General features: G+C 42.9%; 15 protein-coding genes. 3 read left to right on the plus strand and 12 right to left on the minus strand.

Annotation, left to right across the window (positions count from 1 at the left end):
• Positions 1 to 11: 11 nt before the first annotated feature.
• Entirely contained in the window at positions 12 to 944 is a 933-nt protein-coding gene (locus tag CFE23_RS01010) for a 1-phosphofructokinase family hexose kinase (protein ID WP_291082684.1), read from the minus strand.
• A 134-nt stretch (positions 945 to 1,078) separates the two neighbouring features.
• On the opposite strand from CFE23_RS01010, the gene CFE23_RS01015 reads away from it, so the two are divergent.
• Positions 1,079 to 2,041: a YafY family protein gene (locus CFE23_RS01015; protein ID WP_291082687.1), complete on the plus strand. Its 963-nt coding sequence runs from the start codon at positions 1,079 to 1,081 to the stop codon at positions 2,039 to 2,041.
• A gap of 366 nt (positions 2,042 to 2,407) precedes the next feature.
• Here CFE23_RS01015 and CFE23_RS01020 read toward each other — a convergent pair whose 3' ends face one another.
• A complete protein-coding gene (locus CFE23_RS01020) occupies positions 2,408 to 2,896 on the minus strand; it encodes a DinB family protein (RefSeq protein ID WP_291082690.1) in 489 nt (162 codons plus the stop codon).
• A gap of 608 nt (positions 2,897 to 3,504) precedes the next feature.
• Here CFE23_RS01020 and thiL point away from each other — a divergent pair.
• A complete protein-coding gene (gene thiL / locus CFE23_RS01025; RefSeq protein ID WP_291082693.1) occupies positions 3,505 to 4,551 on the plus strand; it encodes a thiamine-phosphate kinase in 1,047 nt (348 codons plus the stop codon).
• A gap of 68 nt (positions 4,552 to 4,619) precedes the next feature.
• On the opposite strand, the gene CFE23_RS01030 is transcribed toward thiL, so the two are convergent.
• From CFE23_RS01030 to CFE23_RS01070, 9 genes are all read right to left on the minus strand, one after another.
• Positions 4,620 to 5,084, minus strand: coding sequence for a response regulator (locus tag CFE23_RS01030; protein ID WP_291082696.1), 465 nt, complete (start codon positions 5,082 to 5,084; stop codon positions 4,620 to 4,622).
• Between the two features lie 25 nt (positions 5,085 to 5,109).
• Positions 5,110 to 6,564 carry a tetratricopeptide repeat protein gene (locus tag CFE23_RS01035; protein ID WP_291082699.1) on the minus strand — a complete coding sequence of 485 codons (1,455 nt, stop codon included), beginning with the start codon at positions 6,562 to 6,564 and terminating at the stop codon, positions 5,110 to 5,112.
• 657 nt (positions 6,565 to 7,221) lie between these two features.
• Positions 7,222 to 7,413: a hypothetical protein gene (locus CFE23_RS01040; RefSeq protein ID WP_291082702.1), complete on the minus strand. Its 192-nt coding sequence runs from the start codon at positions 7,411 to 7,413 to the stop codon at positions 7,222 to 7,224.
• Positions 7,414 to 7,597: 184 nt separating this feature from the next.
• Positions 7,598 to 9,055 (minus strand): sensor histidine kinase, encoded by a 1,458-nt coding sequence (locus tag CFE23_RS01045; protein WP_291082705.1) that lies wholly within the window; start codon positions 9,053 to 9,055, stop codon positions 7,598 to 7,600.
• 871 nt (positions 9,056 to 9,926) lie between these two features.
• Positions 9,927 to 11,954, minus strand: coding sequence for a tetratricopeptide repeat protein (locus CFE23_RS01050; protein ID WP_291082708.1), 2,028 nt, complete (start codon positions 11,952 to 11,954; stop codon positions 9,927 to 9,929).
• 400 nt (positions 11,955 to 12,354) lie between these two features.
• On the minus strand, positions 12,355 to 14,127 hold the full coding sequence (locus tag CFE23_RS01055; protein WP_291082711.1) for an ATP-binding protein: 1,773 nt from the start codon (positions 14,125 to 14,127) through the stop codon (positions 12,355 to 12,357).
• A gap of 358 nt (positions 14,128 to 14,485) precedes the next feature.
• Positions 14,486 to 14,647: a hypothetical protein gene (locus CFE23_RS01060; protein ID WP_291082714.1), complete on the minus strand. Its 162-nt coding sequence runs from the start codon at positions 14,645 to 14,647 to the stop codon at positions 14,486 to 14,488.
• Positions 14,648 to 14,856: 209 nt separating this feature from the next.
• Positions 14,857 to 15,621 carry a LytTR family DNA-binding domain-containing protein gene (locus tag CFE23_RS01065; protein ID WP_291082717.1) on the minus strand — a complete coding sequence of 255 codons (765 nt, stop codon included), beginning with the start codon at positions 15,619 to 15,621 and terminating at the stop codon, positions 14,857 to 14,859.
• Positions 15,622 to 15,891: 270 nt separating this feature from the next.
• Positions 15,892 to 16,620: a metallophosphoesterase family protein gene (locus CFE23_RS01070; protein ID WP_291082720.1), complete on the minus strand. Its 729-nt coding sequence runs from the start codon at positions 16,618 to 16,620 to the stop codon at positions 15,892 to 15,894.
• 290 nt (positions 16,621 to 16,910) lie between these two features.
• Between CFE23_RS01070 and CFE23_RS01075 the strand changes: the two genes are divergently transcribed.
• Complete coding sequence (locus CFE23_RS01075; protein ID WP_291082723.1) at positions 16,911 to 17,573, plus strand: response regulator transcription factor; 663 nt, start codon at positions 16,911 to 16,913, stop codon at positions 17,571 to 17,573.
• Positions 17,574 to 17,786: 213 nt separating this feature from the next.
• Here the strand turns inward: CFE23_RS01075 and CFE23_RS01080 are convergent, their stop codons facing one another.
• Positions 17,787 to 18,917 (minus strand): DUF664 domain-containing protein, encoded by a 1,131-nt coding sequence (locus tag CFE23_RS01080; RefSeq protein WP_291082726.1) that lies wholly within the window; start codon positions 18,915 to 18,917, stop codon positions 17,787 to 17,789.
• Positions 18,918 to 18,988: the final 71 nt, after the last annotated feature.

Here is an 18,988-nt window from a genome sequence, read left to right on the forward strand (position 1 = left end):
TTTTTTGTTGACTATTTTTTATTTAGCCACTCGTACAGTCGTTTCGCATCTTGCGCCTTGAACAGCTGTGTGCCCTCATTCATCGTCGCTGCAGAGCCACAGGCCACGCCCCAGCGGATCACTTCTTTTAGGGATTTGCCCTCCGACAATGCCCAGACCATGCCGCCCACCATGCTGTCTCCGGCGCCGACGGTGCTTTTCTTCGGAACGTTTGGTGCGGGAACGAATTCGGTGATGTCTTTTGTCACTAATACAGCGCCTTGCGGACCAAGCGACACCACCACAATCTCTGCCTGTCCCTTTTCAATCAGCGTGCGTGCGGCATCATCGGCTTCGTCTGTGTGGAGTTTTTCCACGCCGACGAGTTTTGCGAGTTCCCCCACGTTGGGCTTGACGAGGTATACGCCGGTGTCGAGCGTTTTTTGCAACGCTTCGCCTGAGGTGTCTACGATAAATTTTGTGCCGGACTTCTTCGCGATTTCGGCAATCTGCTGGTAGAAATCAGGCGACATACCTTCCGTTAAACTACCACTGGCTACGAGGAACTTCGGCTTTAAAACAGCAATAGATTCCAGAATCCCGTGTTGCTCTGGTTCTGACAAAGCTTCTCCTGGAAATCCAAAACGGTATTGCGAATTCGTATTTAAATCGAGTGCGATCAGGTTTTCCCGTGTCGGATGTGAGACAGGAATTGTGAGGGTCTCAATCTTTTCCTTTTGGACCAAAGCTTCGAGCTGCTTTCCAGTATCTCCACCTGAAGTAAAGACACATAACGATTCCCCGCCAAGCCTTGCAATGGCTTTCGACGCATTAATTCCGCCGCCACCGGCATCATAATGTGGATTTTCACAACGAATCTTCTGTTCAGGCACCAGACCTTTAAATGTTGTGCTTTTATCCAGTGAAGGGTTTACAGTCAGCGTGATGATATCGAAATTTTTCATACTATATTTATTGCTATTAAAGTTCGGATAAATTCTTCAATATATTGGTTTAAAGTTTAAGGTGCAGGCAACTTTAATCCTTAAACTTTAAACAAACTTTGTTACTTTGCAACATTGTAACTGCATCTTGAGCCATGTTCGACGAATCTCCAAAACGTTTTGACCGCATTGTCGCGATCCTGATCCAACTGCAATCCAGGAAAGTAGTGAAGGCACACGAGCTTGCGGAGCGGTTTGAAGTGAGCCTCAGGACCATTTACCGAGACATCCGGACACTCGAAGTTTCCGGTGTGCCAATATACAGCGAAGCCGGTGTCGGGTATTCGTTAATGGAGGGCTATCGGCTGCCGCCGGTCATGTTTACACGCGAAGAAGCACAAAGTTTCATTGCTGCCGAAAAATTGATGCAGCAATTCACAGACAAGGAACTCGGGAACCATTATGCCGCGGCAATGTACAAACTCAAAGCGGTGTTGAAAAGTTCCGACAAAGACCTTGTGACGGATATGGAATCAAAAGTGCTGATCCGAAACAGCGGGCAGGCCACTGACCAAAAAGCGCCAAACGCCCTAACCTCAATTTTCAGGAGTATCGGAGAAAAAATGCAGGTTATCTTACAATATGAATCCATCGCGTCTGACGGACCGATCGAACGCATCATCGAGCCGGTGGGCGTGTTTCACGAAAACAACAACTGGTACATTTATGGGTATTGCTACCTCCGGGAAGATTACCGCCAGTTCCGGACAGACCGCATTCACCATATTAAAATGACGGACCAGCCATTCTCATTATTCCATGAAGCGCTGGAAACATATTTACACGATGATAAAAACGAAAACCTAACCAAAATCGTCATCCGACTCGATAAAAATATTGCCAAATACATCATGGCTGACCGTCGCGGCTACGGTTTTGTTTCTGAAACAGAAAATGACGGCGAAGTTGAAATGACCTTTATGAGCCGGGATCCGGAACATGGTTTCGCACGCTGGTATATGATGTTTGGTGATTGTGCGAGGATTGTGGAACCGGAAAGTTTGAAAACGCGTGTATCGGAATTGCTTTCTTCAAGCCTTTCAAGATTAAAAGAATAATCATTGTCCTAAATTGGTGTGTAAAATTATTTAATCACCATTGTAAATATTAACAAAATATGTGGGATTTCCGTACCGAAATAATTCGAGATTTTCGTAGGGAAACTTCCATTATCCCCTTCCCTTGAAGTAAAAATACAAATTTCCCGGAACTTAATCTTACGGGAAAACCAGACTTTTTCTTAAAATTGATTTCACCCATTATTCTAGGACAAAACTAAAAAATAATGGTTCGCAACTACGGTCAAGTGACAGCAATGGCAAATCCAGGATAAATTATTTTGGAACATCCGATTCTTCACTCCGGGCACAGTCGACGGGTATAGCAATAAAAAAACCCGGCAGCATCACTCCCGGGTTTTGAAATTACCGCTCCCAAAAAAATGGCGGCTCTATACCCAGACCGCGAAGGTAAACATACATTTGTCCACGATGGTGGATTTCGTTGTCAATGAAATAAAGGATGCTGTCAATAATCGGCGAATTGTACTGCCCAAAAAGATTGAAGGTCTTGCTGAAATCTTCCCGCGGAATCTGCAGGAAATAGGTGTTGATGATGGCGGTAGACGCATCCCATTGCTGTAGAAATTCCGCTTTTGTCGTCAATGCCGAACCCTCCTCTGCATATGGTCTTTCGTCGCGTTCGACAATGGCTTTCAATGCCGGTGCGCCGATGGCCAGTAACTCCAGGGTGAGTTGCGAAGCCGAACGCATGCCGCCGATGGCGTATTCAAAAAATTCATTTTCCGGAAAAGCGTCAATCACACGACGGGTGAGTGCGCGGTGTCCCTGCCAGTGGTTTAACAATTGCGAAGGCGAAATGATCTGTGCCGTTTCTGTAGCTGTTGTGCTCATAATTTTACGTTTTATTGATTTATAGGCCAAAGGTAAAAGTGCGAAGTGACAACAGTATGTCAGTAGCAATTGATAATTCATAATTAGTAATTCATAATTAGTAATTCATAATTAGTAATTCATAATCAATATCAAATGAGGAGCATAATCCCGCTCTCCGCTGTATCTTTTCCCGTTTGCCGGCACTTGTTTCCCGGACGCACGCCACGGGAAAAGATGCCGCTGCTCCCGAAACGTCGGTATGGGGCTAGGGATTTGAGTATCATCGGGATTGCGCGAGGCCCGAAGCTTGGGGAAAGCGTAAAGCCCGTAGCGAGGTACGAGCGAGGACTTGTAGCATTATCGAATTGAAAGCGCCAGCCTTTGATGAAGATACGTCGCGAGGCGATGCCCGACCCGTAGCATACGGAGGGGCGCGCCCGGAAAACATAAACGCTGGGCAGTCGCAGCACGCCTTATAAAAACTTTGCTACTTTGTACCTTTGCCACTCTGCTACTTTGTACCTTTGCCTCTTTGTAACTTTGTAACTTTGTAACTTTGTAACTTTGTAACTTTGTAACTTTGTAACTTTGTAACTTTGTAACTTTGTAACTTTGTAACTCCCGTAATGATTGAAGATAAAAATCCGCAGCGCACCCCACTATCGCAACTCGGCGAATTTGGGCTTATAGCGCACCTGACCAAAAACTTTGAAATCCACCGCCCGTCAACGCTGAAAGGCATAGGTGACGATGCCGCCGTACTCGATTTTAAAGACAAGAAGGTCGTTGTCTCAACCGATTTGCTGGTCGAGGGCGTACATTTTGATCTGGCGTATATGCCGTTGAAGCACCTTGGCTACAAAGCCGTTGTCGCGAATGTTTCCGATATTTGTGCGATGAATGCGCTCGCAACGCAGATTACCGTTTCGATTGCAGTGTCGAACCGTTTTCCGCTAGAGGCGCTAGAGGAATTGTTTGCCGGCATCACGCTCGCTGCGAATGAATATAAAGTCGATGTGATTGGCGGCGATACCACTTCATCACAAAAAGGACTAATCATCAGCATCACCGCGATTGGAGAAGCCGACGAAAGTGAGATTGCGTACCGCAGCGGTGCAAAAGAAATGGACCTACTGGTGGTTACCGGCGATATCGGCGCAGCTTATATGGGATTGCAGGTTTTGGAAAGGGAAAAGCAGGTGTTCCAGGTCAACCCGAATTCACAACCTGATCTCGATGCTTACACCTATTTAATCGAGCGCCAGTTGAAACCGGAGGCGCGCAAGGACGTTCGTACGTTGCTCCATGCTTTAGAAATAAAACCCACATCAATGATTGACATTTCTGACGGCCTTTCTTCAGAGATCATCCACTTGTGCAAGCAATCCAATGTGGGCTGTAATTTATATGAAGACAAGCTGCCGCTGGATCCGCAATTGATTGCGACCTGTGAGGAATTCAATATCGACTCGACAACCGTGGCGATTAACGGTGGCGAGGATTACGAATTGTTGTTTACAATTGCGATGGAAGATTTTGATAAGATCAAAGGCAACCCGAATTTCACGATTATCGGACACATGACCAAAGAAACGGAAGGCATCCATTTAATCACGCGTGCGGATACAAAAATCCCCTTGCGCGCAAGGGGATGGGATTCGTTGGAGGAGTAGTTTTCAGTCGCAGTCGCAGTAAAAAGCAGTCACAATTTTGCGCTGCCAACTGAGACTGCGACTGGTTACTAATTCTGTTCTTCCTGCATCATTTTCTGTACCGTTTCGCTGTAGTAATTTTTCCCTTCGAGGATTTGCTCAAAGGCAATCAGCAGCTCTTCGAACGTGAGGTCATTTTTGACCACAAGTCCTTCCGGCTGGATGGTATCTGCAAAGAAGCGGAATTTTAGTTTTTCGGTATGCATGGTCAGTAGGACAATTTTACATTCTGGCATTTTTTCCCGAAGCAATTTTGCCAAATCGATGCCGGATTCGATTCCTTTTTCATCGTACGTCGGAATGCTGATATCCAGGAAGGCCACGTCAAAGATAGTGTCACTCCCGGTAATCACCTCATACCCCGTTTTTCCGGAGTCTGCGGTAGTTTCCACAATGTGGTAGTCTTCCGGCTTGTATCGGTCCAGCGTATTTTTATACGCCTGAAGGATAAAGGGGTGATCATCCACCATTAATACCTGTACAGTTTTTTTCATTTTTTGGTTTGTTAGGTTAATTTATTTAGGTAAGGGGCAATTCAAATTGTAATTTGGTTCCGTCTTCAGGCCTGGTGATAATCTCCATAGTCCCTCCGGAGGTTGTAATCCTGGAAAGCATGTTCTGCAGACCGATTCCATTTCTTTTTTTGCTGTATACAAATCCGACACCATCATCTTCGACTTCGAGTTGTATATGACGGTCTTTCTTCTGAAATGTTACGGTCACGTGTTGCGCTTTTGCGTGCTTGTTAATGTTCTGGAACGCTTCCTGTAAAATACGGTACAGGTTGATTTTAGCGGTATTTTCCACGGCATTCCACTCAATTGCAGGATCCACATTGAATAAAATATCTGCCTGGCATACAGTGCGTTGCGTATCAATAAAATTGGACACCATCAAAACAAAGTTATTAAAAACGGCCATCTTTTCCGAATTTAAATCGTGTGAAATTTCCCGTATTTCCTGTTCGAGGGTTTTAAGCTCATCAATATAGCCGACACGCTGTACGATGCCTTCATCGTCTTTACGGGTGTTCAGTACGCCGAGATTCATCCTTGTTCCGAATAACTTACCTAGCACGCCGTCATGCAATTCCTGTGCGATGCGTTTTTTCTCTGCCTGTCGGGTTTCTTCGACTTTGTCCTGCTGTGAGATCATCAGGCTGTAGATTTCCTCATTGGCTTTCTGCTGTTCTTGTATGAGGCGCAGTTCGCGGTTTTTCGAGGCCTGCACGCGGATCACGAAGATAAACACCCCGATTAGGATGATGCCAAGTGCGATGTAGATTAAGGTTTTGCGCTGCTCGACGAGCTGCGTCTTTTCCTGTGCAAGTTCATCGGTTTCAAATTCGATGCGGGCGAATTTGTTTTTGGTTTTGCGCTCAGCGACGTCAAGGCTGTCGGAGATTTTGTAGTATTCGGAGGAATATTTTCTGGCGTTTTTTGGGTCAACATCTGATAACTGGCGTAGTACCGCTAGTAAGTCCCTGGTTAGCTTGTTTTCATCTGCCAAACGATATGCTTCTCCCACCATTGCAACAGCATTGAGACTATCCTTTTGCAACGCATAATACTCCGATAAATGAATTTTACTGATTATTATTCCAGAAATTAATTTTGAGCCTTCACGAATTTTCAAGGCTTTCTCAAATAAGTCAGGTAGTCCTTTTAAGTTTCCAAGCTTTAAATAAGTGTAAGCCAAATTGTCATTCAACATTGCAAAAAGGTCGGGGCGGTCCCTAAGAAGATCTTTCTCAGCTAATCCTTTTAAAAACTGTTCTTTTGCTAAACCATACTTCTTTTGTATCGAGTACATTGAACCCAGATTATTTATTGTGACAGCTCTATATTGATAATTAGGGGGGACGGATTCATTGTTCGCCAATTCAATTGCCTTGTCATAATACTTTTTAGAGAGGTCGTATTCCTGAAGTTTTCCGTAAACGATTCCCAACAAATTATTTGCCTCATACTCCATTTGGATATTGTTATACTTTTTTAAAAGCCTAAGCATTTGAATCGCAGTCCTCTCGCATCCTAAAAAGTCACTGTAATTATGTTGAAGTACAGCCTTGGTTAACAGAGTCTGAACTAGGTTTTCATTATCTCCAAGAATAATATATAATTTCTCCGCTTTGTAATTGTATTGATAGACACTATCAGGCTGATTAACTTTGACATAATAATCAAACATGTAGGAATATGCCTTCGCTAAACTGGCAGTATCTTTTGCAGATTTAGAATTTTGAATTATTCGACTAGTAATATCGCGGTATTCATCCCAAAGTTTAATATTATAATATCGACCTGCTACTTTAAAATAATTTTCTCTATTTGCAGCATCGTTGGATTGGTTTGAAACAATCGCTAGTGCTTTGTCATTAAATATTTTCCTTTTATCCGACGGAACCGAATCGTTGTTCGCAATTTCTAAAAAGGAGGATAGGCTATCTGGTGTTTGACGTTGAGAATTAAGTTTGATTTCATGGTTAGTACAGTTTACTAAAATGAAAAAAATGAAAAAAAAGAAACTGAATTTGTATCCCATTAAAAAGCCTTTTGCCAAAAATATGAAAAGTATTGGCATAAAAAAAGGCTATCGAAGTGATAGCCTTTTTTTATTATGTTTGAATGATTAGTTTTTCTTTTTATCTCCTGAAGTAGGAGGAACTCCGGTTGTCGTAGTAACTCCGCCTACTGGCTCACTATCCAACTGCGCAATCAAACTAGCATTTCCTTTTTCTTTATGTTGCTCTTTACCGTTGAATGAAGTAAGACCTACGATGGCTACTAAAACTACTGCTGCGATTAAGATAATTTTTTTCATGATACTTTTAAATTTAGGGGATGTTGTAAATATTTATTGGTTTTTTCCGATTTTGGTGTTGTAAAACTACGCAGCCTGTCGGAAAACAGACTTATATAAAGTACCCTAAATAGTAAACGGATACCGTATCGTGGTGGATGGCAGGTTCTTGTGGGTGGTTGGAATTGTAAAAGCGTGGATGGCGCTAAGACGCACTAAAAGGGATTGAAATTTCGAGTTTCGTACCCGCCCCCAAAGCAGTCGTTACCGTCATTGTGCCGCCAATTTCCTGTGCCCGTTGGCGCATGTTCCTTAATCCGAGTCCTTTGCGGGCATTGTCGGGATCAAAACCGATGCCGTCATCCTGGACTATAATCAGGAGCATTGATTCTCGCCTGCCAATGCTGACCATCACTTTCCCTGCATTGGCATATTTGACGATATTCTGCAAGGCTTCCTGAAGGATGCGGTACAGCTGGACTTTGGTATCGACCAATACCGCGTTCCAATTGATGGAATCATCAGCCTCCAACACAAAGCTGATTCCCGAATGCTGTTCCAATCCCGCAAAAATGGTATGGATCACTTCAGTGAAATCGGTGTTGCTTTGCAATGGGGCGTCCAGGTCGTATGCAATGTTTCGGATTTCCTTTTCCACGTCCTGGATCTTTTCGACGTGTGGCAGACATTGCCGGATGGTTTGCTCGTCCTGTTTTTTGTCCAACACAAACAGGTTCATTCGGATCGCTGACAGCTGGCCCATCACGCCGTCGTGCAGCTCGCGGGCAATACGCTTCTTTTCGAGCTGGCGGCCTTCGTCGCGCTGTTGCTGCTGGGTGATCATCAGGTTGTAGATCTCCTCATTGGCTTTTTGCTGTTCCCGGATCAGGCGGAGTTCGCGGTTTTTGGCACGCTGTACGCGGATTATGAAAATAAACACCCCGACTAGGATGATTCCGAGTGCAGAGTAGATTAAGGTTTTGCGTTGCTGGACGAGCTGGGTCTTTTCCTGGACCAGTTCGTCAGTTTCAAATTCGATGCGGGCGAATTTGTTTTGCTCTTTACGTTCAGCAATTTGAAGACTATCGTCTAATTTGTAATATTCTGTTGAAAACTGTAAAGCCTTCTTAGGCATAACATTTGCCAGTTGCTTTAAGCTAAGCAATACATCTCTCGTGTCACTGCTGTCCTTCGCTAATATGTTGGCCTCACTTGCATATTTAATCGCAGTTACTGTATCTTTTTTAAGGGCAAAAAATTGGGATAAGTGAATTTTCGAAAGGACAACACCTGGAATAAAATTTAAGCTATCTCTAATTTTTAGAGCTGTAGTAAACAGCTGCGGCAATTGACTATAACTTTTTAATCTAAATTTTGAATAAGCTAAGTTATCAGTTAAAGCAGCAAATATTATTGGATCCTTCTTAAAAAGATCTTTGTCTCTAAGTGCAAACTCATAACTTTGGATAGCTTTGGTATATTTGTTTTGTTTCGTATATAATATTCCAATATTATTTAAAGTGCTGGCCTTATATTCACGCTCTTTAGGCATATCGTCTCTTGCTGCGATTGCTATTGCTTTATCGTAATATTTTTTCGCCAGACTGTATTCTTCTAGCTCACCATAAACAATCCCTAACAAATTATTTGCTTCGTATTTCATACCAACATTGTCAATATGCCTTAAAGTTCTCAACAGATCAAAAACTGTCCGTTCGCAGCTCAAAAAGTCACTTTTATTATGTTGCAAAACCGCTCTGTTTAAAAGTGTCGTGGCCAATCTAGCATTATCACGTACTGCTCTAAATAATTTCTCAGCTTTAAAATTATATTCATAGACACTATCTTGAATATTCTTTCGCGCATAATAGTCAGCCATATATGTGTAGGCATTCGCTAAACCGAGAGTATCATTTGCAAGTTTTGATTTTCTTATAATTACCTGATTTACGTAACGATAATCCGCCATCGCATTCATATTAAAATATCTATTTGCTATCCTGACATAATAGCGTCTGCAAACTGAATCGTTTCTCATCCTGGACACAACTGAGAGCGCCTTATCAGCGTTTGCATGTCGGACCTCATAAGAAAGTGAATCATTAAAAGATTTCTTGAGAAAGACCGCTAAACTGTCTTGAGAATGCAAACCATTTATTTTTGGGTCGTTAGTATTGCATCCCCTAAGAAGAATGAGGATTAGGATTATTGAAGGTAAGTAAATTGTTTTGCTCAATATTCTAAAATATATCCAAAAATAACAAAAGTATTGAAATACAAAAGGATACAAGTTACAGTAGTCTTTTGTATTGTTATAATCTTTTTAATTTGCCTTTGTAGAAGTATTGGTTGTCGAGATAGTGGTGTTTGTAGTGGTAGCTTCAGCATCTGGGCGCCAATCCATCAGTGCTGTCACAATACCCCCCTTTTTCCCTTATGTTTCTACATACCATTGAATTAAGTAAGTTCTATGTCCACTAAAACTTCCAATAAACTAAAGTCAACGAGAATTTTATCGCTTTAACCAAATATGGCTAAACTTGCGTGGTATCCGGCAGCTCAAATTGCAGCATCGTACCCGCTCCCAAAGCAGTCGTTATCGTCATGTTGCCGCCAATTCCCTGCGCGCGTTGGCGCATGTTCCTTAATCCGAGTCCTTTGCGGGCTTGTTCCGGATCAAAACCGACACCGTCATCCCGGACTATTATCCGGAGCATTGATTCTCGCCTGCCGATGCTCACCATCACCTTCCCTGCATTGGCATATTTGACGATATTCTGCAAGGCTTCCTGCAGGATGCGGTACAGCTGGACTTTGGTATCTACCAATACCGAGTTCCAATTGATGGAGTCATCAGCCTCTAACACGAAGCGGATTCCCGAATGCTGTTCCAGGCCAGCAAAAATGGTATGGATCACTTCAGTGAAATCGGTGTTGCTTTGCAGTGGGGCGTCCAGGTCGTATGCAATGTTTCGGATTTCCTTTTCCACGTGCTGGATCTTTTCGATGTGTGGCAAACATTGCCGGATGGTTTGCTCGTCCTGTTTTTTATCCAACGCAAACAGGTTCATGCGAATGGCGGACAGCTGGCCCATCACGCCGTCGTGCAGTTCGCGCGCAATACGCTTCTTTTCGAGCTGCCGGCCCTCATCGCGTTGCTGTTGCTGGGTGATCATCAGGTTGTAGATTTCCTCATTGGCTTTCTGTTGTTCCTTTATGAGTCGGAGTTCGCGATTTTTGGCGCGCTGTAGGCGGATTACGAAAATAAACACTCCGATTAGGATGATGCCGAGTGCGGAGTAGATTAAGGTTTTGCGTTGTTCGACAAGTTGCTCTTTTTGTATAGCTAATTCTTCTGTTTGATATTCAATTCGTGCAAACCTGTTTTTTATTGTCCTTTCTCGTAGCTGAAGAGTATCACTAATGGTGTAATATTCCTCCGCATAACGGACAGCATTCTCTGGCTTAACTTTTATCAGCTGTTTGAGAGCAGACAATGTCTCCCGCTTTTGCTTTCTATCAACTGCCAAATCGTATGCTTGCTGTGCTAAAACTCTCGCACTATCCATTTCATTTTTAGATGAATGATATTCCGAAAGATGAATTTTACTGCCAATAATGCCTGGCACATTCTGAATACTATCCCTTATTTTAAGCGAATTATCAAACAATAGAGGTAAGTGTTTAAATTTCTTAAGTTTAAATTCTGCATACCCTAAATTGTCTTGCACCATTGCGTAAATAGAAGGCGCATCGATATAGAGGTCTTTTTCTGCTAACGCTTTACTGAAATAAGTTAAGGATTGTTCATATTTTTTCTGCTTAATCAATAACGTTCCGATGTTATTCAAAGTGGATGCCTTAAATTGACTATCCGCGCGAATCTGTTCGCTATTTGAAATCTCTAACGCCTTATTATAGTAATCTCTTGACAATACGTATTCCGCAAGTTCCGCATAAATTACCCCAAGTAAATTATATGCTTGATAGGTCATATCATCGCTTTGTGTATTCCTCAAGGTTTTTAAAGCCTGAAATACAGCTCTCTCGCATCCTAAAAAGTCACGCTCATTATGTAGCAATACCGCTTTATTAAGAAGGGTTTTGGCAACATTTGCCATATCCTTCTTTTTACTATAAATCAGAAATGCTTTAAAATTGTAGTCGTAGGCGCTTTCGGAAGAAGACCTTTCGCCATAGTAATCAGCAAGATACGAATAGGCTTTAGCAAGACTTAAGCTGTCTTTAGACTGTTCTGCATTTTTGATAATTTTAAATGTAACCATCTTATACTCCTCTAAAGCACTCATATTAAAAAAGCGATTTGCAACTTTGAAGTGATTAACCCGATTTATGGAATCATTTTGCTCCTTCGAGATTATACTTAGCGCTTTTTGAGTGTAAGAATAACGGGCATCATACGGCAGATTATCCTGATTTGCTAGATCAAAAAATATTGACAAACTGTCAACCTTGTCATGAATGTTTTGATCTGCCTTCTTTTCCTTACAGGAAACAATGCATATTAGGAAAAGTAGTAGTAAAGAATATTTCTGTTTCAAGATGATATAGTCTTTTCCAAAAATAGCAAAAAAACATATTGAAAGGCTGTAATAAAAATGAGAGACTTTCTTTAGCCCATAAAATACTTAGTCTTACTTTCTAGCAGAAACAGTTGCGGTTGCACTACTTTATCTGCTGTGAGAGAAGCAATTAAATTTCCTTTTGACTTTGGCTGCGCATCACTCTTCCCATTAAAAGAAGTCAAACCAACTACTGCTAGACCATACCTCCAGAATACCTTCTATAGTACTCCTAACTTAAAAACATATTGAAAACCCATCCTGTCAATTTCGACTTCATCCAACAGGATTTCACTCATACAGCAAAACAATTGGTGTGCCTAAAATATAAATAGACGCTGGATAAAGACACGATAAGGAGTTGCCCGTATTCTTAGACTTATACCACAACGTCTTCCATCGGGAGTGTAAATTCGAGCAGCGTACCCTGCCCTAACCCGGTTATCACGTCCATCGAACCACCAGAGCTGCTGATCCGCGAGCGCATGTTCAGCATCCCGATGCCTTTCTTCTTCTTCGTGTAATTAAATCCAACCCCATCGTCCTGAATCACAAGCCTGACCTGTCCTTCCGTTTTGTCAAACACGACGTTGACCTGGTTTGCCTGCGCATGCTTGTTTACATTCTGGAATGCCTCCTGCAGGATGCGGTACAAGTTGATCTTTGCGAGGCTGTCGACCGCTGTCCATTCTATTGTTTTATCCATCGTGATGGTGATTTCGGCCTTGCAGACGGTCCGCTGGGTGTCGATGAAATGCATCACCATCTGCACAAAATTGTTTGCCACAGCCTGCTTTTCTGAATTCAGGTCATGCGAGATTTCGCGCAGTTCCTGCTCCAGTGTCTTGAGTTCGTCTATGTACACGACCCGTTCCATTTTGGCGTCGTTCCCTTCCTTATCATTCAACAGACCGAGGTGCATGCGCGTCCCAAACAGCTTGCCCAACACCCCATCGTGGATTTCCTGGGCAATCCGCCTTTTCTCTGCCTGCCGCGTTTCTTCGACCTTGTCCTGCTGTGTGATCATGAGGCGGTAAATTTCTTCATTCGCGGCCTGTTGCTCCTGTACGAGGCGCAACTCGCGGTTCTTCGCTGCCTGGAAACGGATTACAAAGATAAAAACCCCGATGAGGATGATCCCAAGCGCGATATAGATGAGGGTTTTGCGTTGTTCGACGAGATTGGCTTTCTCAGTGACAAGTTGGTCTGTTTCATATTCGATACGACCAAGTTTATTGCGGATTTGACGTTCGGCGAGTTGTAAACTGTCTGTGATTTTTATGTATTGTTCTGAGTAATCCGACTTCTTTTTAGGGTTCGAGAGTGCAAGCTGCTTTAAGGAGGTTAATATATCTTTGGGAATACGATTCGTTTTAGCAAGGAAATATGCTTTTGATGCAAAATCATATGCTCTTGATGTATCACTTTGGACAAGATAAAATTCGGACAGGTTTAAATTGCATGCAATAATATTGGGCGCAAACTGCAAACTATCAGCAATTTTTAGCGCATCATAATATAATTTAGGTAAGAGGCTGTAATCATTCAGTTTGAACATTGAGTAGCCAATATTGTATTTTAAATTTCCATACAAAAGTGGGTTATCCTCATATAAATGCTCTTGTTGTAACGATTGGTTAAAATAACCTAATGCTTCCTTATATTTATGTTCTTTTTGATACAAAGCCCCAAGATTATTAAGGGTCGTTGCCTTTGCCTGCATAGCTACCGATACGTTACCTGTACTAGCTATTTGAAGTGCTTTATTATAGTATTCGATCGACTTACGATATTCTGCTAATTCATCATAAATTATACCCAATATATTAGTCCCCTGATATCTTAAATCTTCATCGTTCTCCTTCTGTAGAAGCTTTAAAGCCTTAAAAACTGATTTTTCACTTCCTACAAAATCCTTTTCATTTAACTGGATTATTGCTTTATTAAGCACAACTTTTGCAGTCTTTGCATACTCCTTCTTTACACTATATAGTTTTTCAGCATCAAAATAATATGAATATGCTTTTTCTGACTGAAATTTTTTTCCAAAATAGTCACCTAAATATTCATTTGATTTGGCTAAGCTTAGCGTGTCTTTAGCCTGATTGGCTTTAGGAATAATGATATCGACAGTTTTTCTATAATCTTCCATCGCATTCATATTAAAAAATCTATTGGCGACTTTAAAATAGTTAACGCGGGTTATAGAATCGTTATCTGCCTTAGAAATAATTGAAAATGCTCTTTCAGCATATTCATGCCTTTTTGCGTAAGGGATTTTGTCCTCATTCGCTAAGTTGAATAAGGTTTGCAAACTATCCGAGTCGTCGGAAAGTTTTTTTAGACTTGCTTTTTTGTTACATCCAGTTACGGATATATAAAAAACAGAAATCAGAATAAATAAATATTTACTTTTCAAGATAGTCGTATTCGTTTCAAAAATAGTGAAAAGTAAATACAAAAAAGGCTATCAAAATCGATAGCCTAATATTTAATATTATAAACTGTAATTAATCTTGCTTTTTGCCACCACCAGCATTTTTAACTGGGTCAATCAAGGAAGCTAATAACGTAGTGTTTTTTGATTTTTTCATCTCACTCTTCCCATTAAAAGAAGTCAAACCAACTACTGCTACCAAAACAATTGCCACGATTAAGATAATTTTTTTCATGATACTTTTAAATTTAGGGGATTTTGTAAATATTTTTTAATGTTTGTTTTAATTTGATGTGGTAAAACTACGCAGGCTTTCAAAAAAAAACTTTATTCGATACCCTATATATAGTAGATGGCATCCGTATAAGTGTGGATGGACTGATTTTGAGAGAATTATTGAAAGCAATTCGCGCGATAAACGGCGTTTAACACCGATAAACGGCACTAATTCATGTTGTCCAGGTTCAGGTAAATCTTGCTCAGCTCCTTGTTTTCATTCGTCGTAATCAGGTGGATCAGCATGTCGACATTCTTCTTGTAGGATTTGGAGAATGGAATCTGTACCTTAGAATTTTTAAGGTAGCACACGTTGTTCCCAAGATGGATCCGCGACACGTGGTTGATGTTGATGATATAGGAATTATGGATTCGGATGAATTCAGAAGGCAGCGTCGTCTCAAAGTGCTTCATCGTCTTAAATGCCGTCACCATATCGCCGTTCGCCATGTAAATATCGGTCGAGTTGTTGTCCGCCTTGGCATACACAATGTCTTCCATATCGATAAAGCGGTAATCCCCATACGATTTGATGCAAAGCGTCGTCGGCAGCTCTTCCGTACCGCGTTCAAACTTGATCAGCGTCTTGCGCAGCTCGTGGATGCTCAACGGCTTCACAAGATAATCAAACACCTCGTGCTTGATGGCTTCATAGGCCAGTTCCCGTCCTTTTGTCAGCACAACAACTTTAGGCAATACCTTCATGAACCGGAACAGTTCATTGATCAGCGCGAGTGACAGGTTGCTTTTCTTGCTTTTGGGCTTGATTTCCAGCACAATCATGCGCGGTTTGTGTTCCAGCACCAGATTAACAGCGTCATCATAGTTGTCCGCTTTGCCCAACAGGAAATAGTTCGCAAACTCCCCAAACAGGGACTCCGTTCGCGCACTGCTTTCCGGGTCGTCGTCAATGATGATGTACGGGTACTTCATAACCGCCTAAAATAAGGCTTCCAGTACTGGTATCCAATGCGTTTGGATGGTACTTACGAACAAGGTTATAAACGGAAACCACGTGCCTGCAGCCCTGCATCAAATCTGGTTTTGGAGCTTAATCCGGCTGTCCACTGTATCTTTACCGGCTCCGCTCCGCTCCGCCGGCAAAGGATGCCGTTCCCATCCGGGCTAGGCGTTCGCCGTACTTTGGGACGTCCCGGGTGAGCGAAAACAAACGAAGCAAATTGTAACGTCACAGTGGAACTCCTAATTGTTCCGCCCTTTCTCTCCCAAATACAATTCGGGCAGCGGATCGCTTTGCCAGTACGCCTTCGTATCCACATCCATGACCGTCAGCGGACCTTTGAATGCCGCGCCCGTGTCTACATTCCAGACGCAGTCGCGGTTGGCGGGTACCGTCTGCCCGATGCGCGTTACAGGCGTGTGCCCGATGTAGATTTCTTTGTACAAAGTGAACCGTTTGGGAAAAGCCGGGTCACTGCGGCTCATTTTTGGGTCCAGTGCGAGCGCCGTTTCCCAAAGGGTACGTTCCCAGAAGAACATTTTAGGAAAGTATTCATATGCAACCCCATTCAGGTTTGTAAAGCCCGCGTGCACAAACAACCGGTTGCGGGCATCGAGGTAATAATTTTCCAGTTTTTCGAGAAGCCCGATGTGCTCCAGTTTAACCTGGTCCGAGACATTCCTGTAGGCTTTGACCGTCGCTTCACCACCATGCTTGTACCACAGCAGATTGTCGTTGTTGCCTTTTAGCCATTCCAGCAACAGCGCATCATGGTTTCCGCGGATAAAAATACAGCGGTGGGTTTGTTGCAATGACAACAGTAAATCCAATACTTGCGGCGACTCGCTCCAGCCGTCCACATAATCGCCCAGGAAAATCAACTGGTCCCTGACCGTGACGCCTGCGCGTTCAAATGCCTGCTCGACGGCACGAAGCCCGCCATGAATATCGCCAATTACAAGTGTTCTCATGTCCTAAAAATACAGAAAGCACACCGCAACCAGAAAACTTTAACATTTGTTACGGCAAAACCGTAATTTATCATTATGCCATGTCGTATGTTAGAGGCGTGATAATTTTTTATATTTGGCAAATACTAATTTACTTCGATATGATTTCGTAAGGCACTATTGGTTTTGATAAAAAAAATAAAAAAAGGAGCATCTGGAAGAAGAGCGCTACAGGACGGACTCAAAATCCATGTAGAGTGCGACAAGCGAACTTCTACAATCCTGTCCATCCCTTTAAAAAAATTAACACGATGACACTCCACCTATTGATGGTTGACGACCATCCTACGCAAATCGAAGGCTACAAGCTGATTCTTGGCTATAACGAAACCGGCCACGACATTGTTAACACTACTGCATTTAACGGTGAAAGTGCCTACCACATCATCACAAACCCCGTCAATGCGGGCAGGTTCGACATTGTCTTTCTGGACCTAAGCCTTCCACCATATCCCGAAAAAGACATTCGTTCAGGAGAAGATCTCGCGGTATTGGTCAGGAAAACCTGGCCGAAAACTAAAATTGTGATGCTGACTTCCCATGCCGAGGCTATTGTCCTCTACAACATCATTAAAAAAGTGGAGCCGGAAGGATTATTGGTAAAAAGTGACTTTAGTGCCCACGAACTACTGCATGCATTTGAAAAAATCGTCAACGGTGAAACCTATCACAGTGCGACGGTCCGTGCGGGAACCAAACAGCTGTTATCGCAGGCAAATTACCTCGATCGCATGAACCGGGAAATTATCTTACAGCTATCCAGAGGAAATAAGACAAAGCAGATCGCAGAAATCCTCAACGTTTCCCCAAGCACCGTTGAAAAGCGCAAGGTGCATATCAAGGACTCGCTCGACATTGAAAAAGGCACAGATGACGACATCGTCTGCGAAGCAAAGAGGCGCGGGTTTGTATAAACCTTGCTTAAAATTCCCCTCTCCGGCGTGATTCTAATGAAATAAATGCGCGTGAACTGCGCCGATAAAAAGCGGGCACGACAACACCTCACGGTACCGCGCGAAGGATGGAAGCGGCGTCCTTTTTTCTAATCCGTTTACGGTTAGAAAAAAGACACAGCGGACAGCCTGACCCGCAGGGGCGCGCCCTAAAAATAAACGGAATTGTGCTTGCTAGTTTTTGATGGGCTGGTCCAATTTCATTTCGGGTTGTGGCGGAATTCTTTTGGCGAGAAACAATATTTGCCCCAAATGGCTGGACTGGTGCTCCATCACATGAAACCAGCAATAGTGGTTGCTCATGCCAGAGCCTTTGTGCACTTCCTCAAACCACGCGTCGTCGCGCTTTTTTAATTCGGAAATGGTCTTCGCGCGGACTTCATTGTAAATATTCAGATAATATTGCACATCATGCCCTTTGAATGTATCGCGACCTTCCTGTTCAAGGTCGAGCGCAACGCCCCATTTCTTTTTTTCCTCTTCATTGAATTCGCGGTTTTCGAACGTAAACACCTGGTAATAGGCTTCGGCGGCCGCAAGGTGCATGATTAAAGAGCCAATCCGGTTCGCTTTTTCATCGTGAAGGTAATCGAGTTCATATTGGCTCATATTTTTCACCTTGTTCTCTACGCGGTCCTTAAGGTCTTCGAGCATCGAAATCATCGCGCCAATCTGTGGCGAGGCGCCATCAACACCACCGATTTTTCCACGTTCTTTGTACACAATTCCTTTGCCCTCCATCATGACAGCGAATTTACCTTCAGATTTATCCGGGCTGGAGGTCGTTTCGTATTCCTTTACCTTGACCGGCTTGTCTTTTGAAACCCCTAAAGACCATTTAGGAATCTGCCCATTTTTTACAGGTTGCTCGAAGCCGCTGTTTTGTATCACGACCTGCTCCATGACACCTTTGTCGTTCTCAATGAATAGTTTAAAATTATCGAAGAAAAAACGGCCATTGTATTCAACGACGCCGCCAAAATTCAACGACTCTGAATTGGCATCAATCGTGCCTTCAATCGTGTAGGGCTGCCAGGAATTGGCCACGATGGGCCGGTCACTCATGTTGTCAAAAAAACCGTTCTCATCATTCTTATTGTCAACCCGCGCCCAAAGCCCCGCCGAGGCGTGTGGATCATCAGTGATTACTTTTACGAACCCTTCCAGCCTGAACTTCTTCGTGGAGCCGGATTGGATGGAGAGGCTTTGCACAAACGAACCCCAGGTTGATGATACCTCTTTGACTGCTTGTGCGCTTGCGGCCGCGGTGAACAACAGCAGCACAAATAAATTGATTTTTTTCATGGAAGTTAAATTATTGATTATCGGTAAGATGCTTGTCAAAAATAGGTCGCAGGACAAAACAAATATAGCAT

The organism is Flavobacterium sp. BFFFF1 (genome assembly GCF_002256285.1).
Taxonomy (GTDB): Bacteria; Bacteroidota; Bacteroidia; order Flavobacteriales; family Flavobacteriaceae; genus Flavobacterium.